Here is a 2,271-nt window from a genome sequence, read left to right as displayed (position 1 = left end):
ACTTTGGAGAAATCGATACCGAGATCGATTGCAGGGATGATTGATTCCATGAAAAAGCCTCCTTGAATAAAGGAATTATCCCAAGGAGGCGGTCGAGAAAATACCCGTCTTTTATTTGACGCTTACTGCCTGGCAATCCCATCAACTATGCGATCGCACTCATACGCGCCGGCCAGATGGCCATGACCGAAAATAATTATCCAGGCTGCCTCGACTATCTGCATCAGGCGGATGCGCTTTTGTCCTCTGTCGAAAAAGAAGCAGAAAATGAATACATCGCTTTGCAGAGAAGCATCGTCTGGTATCGAATGGCCACCTGCTATAGTATCCCGGATGAGCCCGGCTATGATTTTGATACCGCGAGAGCACTTTCTTTAAGGACGCTGCACACGCTTCAGGCAATACAGAATAAGAGCGGAGCCGATGTGATTCTCCCCTTTCAAATTGACGTTCTTCTTCAGCTGGCTTCGATCTTCATCGCTCATTTTGAAGGAGAAAAAGCAATCCAGTTTCTCCAGGAGGCAGAACAGCTCTGTCATACCTTGTGGAATCAAGCTGAACCGGAAAGTACTTTGATCCTTAAGATGGCTTTGATCCAGCTTCAGTGGGGAAACATCCTTATGAATGATTCATCCCCTGAACAAAGCGTGCTTCATTATCAGAAGGCACTTTCCCTTCTGGACCGACTGTCCCAGGATACGCTGAGCACGGATACTCTTGCACTTCGCGTTACAGTTCGTTTCTCTTTGTCCATGGCGTTTCAGTGTCTTGGGCAGGTGGATGATGCCATAGAAACGCTTTATGAACTGATCCAGATGCGTACTCTCTATCCGAATTATTTCTTTACTCTCGCTTCACAGGAACCGTTTGTGCAGGCGTATGGGACTCTGGCCGATTTGTATACAGTTAAGGAAATGTATACGCGGGCTGTCGCCTGTTATCAGGAATCGATCCGAATCTATCAGTCGATCTGCTCCCAGAGTGCTATACCTACAGGTCTTTCGGATCTGGCGGATCTGTACCTCCGTTATGGAACACTGTACTGTCTCCCCTGCAAAATGCAGAATTTTGAAAAAGCGCAAGGTCTGTTTTTCCTTTCCCTGGATGCTCTGGACAAGTCAATCGAGCTTTTCCGCCGCCCAGCCGATTACTGGGAAAAAGCGCAGCTGTTTTATCTGCTCGGAGAAAGCTTCCTGGGAATTGAGGATCCGGCAGAGGGTATTGTCTGGCTGCAGAAATCGATTGTAGAAATGCAGAAACTTCGAAAAGCGAAAATTGTCTATCCAGATGATCTGAGCGATTTGGACTGGCTGTTCGACGCTTTTGAAGATCTGATCAATCTCTGTAACGATGGTGCGGACACAGCCGCTGCAGGCGATCCGGATCCAGAAGCGTTTGCGATCGATCATGTAAATGTATGTCGGCAGGTCATTGAAGAAGAGGGAGCTTCTTTTGTACCCCTTTGCAGACTCTGTCGCGCTCTTCTGATCCTTTTCCGTATCGAGATGGGTAATGGAAATTATGGAAAAATAGCTCAGATTCGACCAGAACTGCTTCAGATTTCAAATGACATCCTGGCGCTTGAAGAAAATGAGATCAGTCTGGAATATCGAGCCCGTGCTCTGTGCTGCGTTGGCATGGACTATCTGGAAACTTCAAGCGATTCCCTTGCCGCGGATTATCTTTTTCAGGCGGTGGATCCGTTTTACAGGCTGACTCGCCTTACGGAGGCCCCGGAAATTCTGGATCTGTTTGCGCAGACCGCCCAGACGCTCGGAACGCTCTATATCGAGCTGGGGCAGAACGAGAACGGGCAGGCAAGCCTTCAGCTGGCTGGCCGCATTCGAAACCGTTTCAAAACCCTGTATCCCGATCTTATATAACGCAAGGATCGGATCGGCAATAAAAAATCCCCGAAGAATATCGGATTTTTCCTTTTTCCTTCGGGGATTTCATTTTGTCTGGCAGCTTCCTATCTTTGCCTTGCGGCTATTGTCGGCGTTCTGCAGCTTAACTGGCCAGGTTCGATATGTTTCTGGGTGTATCCTGCAGGCTATCGCCACCATACATAGATTTTTTGAATGGGTCTTTCAAAAACAAACATCAGTCTTCCAACATAACGATCTAACGCCATCGTTGGTTTCCGTAGTGGCTTCTTGCGTATAGCTTTCTCGAATCTTAGATTAAGCTTTCGACCGATTAGTACTGGCCAACTCCACGAATCGCTTCGCTTCCATCTCCAGCCTATCGCCTTGTCGTCTTCAAGGGGTC

Annotated in this window: 1 protein-coding gene and 2 rRNA genes; 1 reads left to right on the top strand and 2 read right to left on the bottom strand. The window is 47.9% G+C overall.

Annotated elements, in window-relative coordinates:
• Positions 1–176 precede the first annotated feature (176 nt).
• The gene (locus tag Afil_RS10580) at positions 177–1,883 is read left to right on the top strand and encodes a tetratricopeptide repeat protein (RefSeq protein ID WP_230268524.1); all 1,707 of its coding nucleotides are present in this window, start codon (positions 177–179) and stop codon (positions 1,881–1,883) included.
• Between the two features lie 76 nt (positions 1,884–1,959).
• Here the strand turns inward: Afil_RS10580 and rrf are convergent.
• Together rrf and Afil_RS10575 are read right to left on the bottom strand one after the other, a co-directional pair.
• A 5S ribosomal RNA gene (gene rrf, locus Afil_RS11545) occupies positions 1,960–2,067 on the bottom strand.
• 112 nt (positions 2,068–2,179) lie between these two features.
• Positions 2,180–2,271: ribosomal RNA gene (locus tag Afil_RS10575) — 23S ribosomal RNA — on the bottom strand; the annotation flags it as partial.

Origin of the sequence: Allobaculum fili (assembly GCF_020969955.1) — a bacterium.
In the GTDB taxonomy this organism is placed as follows: Bacteria; Bacillota_I; Bacilli_A; order Erysipelotrichales; family Erysipelotrichaceae; genus Allobaculum; species Allobaculum fili.
The sequence above is the reverse complement of the archived record's forward strand: the minus strand, read 5'-3'. Positions and strand labels throughout refer to the sequence as shown.